Origin of the sequence: Shewanella sp. S1-58-MNA-CIBAN-0166 (assembly GCF_040310085.1) — a bacterium.
GTDB lineage: Bacteria > Pseudomonadota > Gammaproteobacteria > Enterobacterales > Shewanellaceae > Shewanella.
Genome location: NZ_JBEOPN010000166.1, coordinates 1 through 256, shown reverse-complemented (window position 1 = coordinate 256; position 256 = coordinate 1). Strand labels below are relative to the sequence as shown.

Sequence of the window (256 nt, the reverse complement as noted above, 5' to 3'; positions counted from 1 at the left end):
ATGTAGAAACGCTCGTACTAGATGAAGCCGACCAAATGCTAGATATGGGTTTTCAAGATACCTTAGATGCAATTATTGAGCGTATTCCTACTAATCGCCAAACATTACTATTTAGCGCTACGTTTCCACGTGCAATAGAAGCTGTTGCAAAGCGTGTGCTTAGCAATCCAGTAATGGTTAAGGTAGAAGAAGAGCAAGCTAAAAGCACTATTAAGCAATACTTCTATAAAATGGATAACAATAAACAACGCTACCC

General features: G+C 38.7%; 1 protein-coding gene. It reads left to right on the top strand.

The window, feature by feature from the left end:
* A partial coding sequence (locus AAEY99_RS21555; RefSeq protein WP_351012001.1) for a DEAD/DEAH box helicase occupies positions 1 to 256 on the top strand: 256 nt, incomplete at both ends.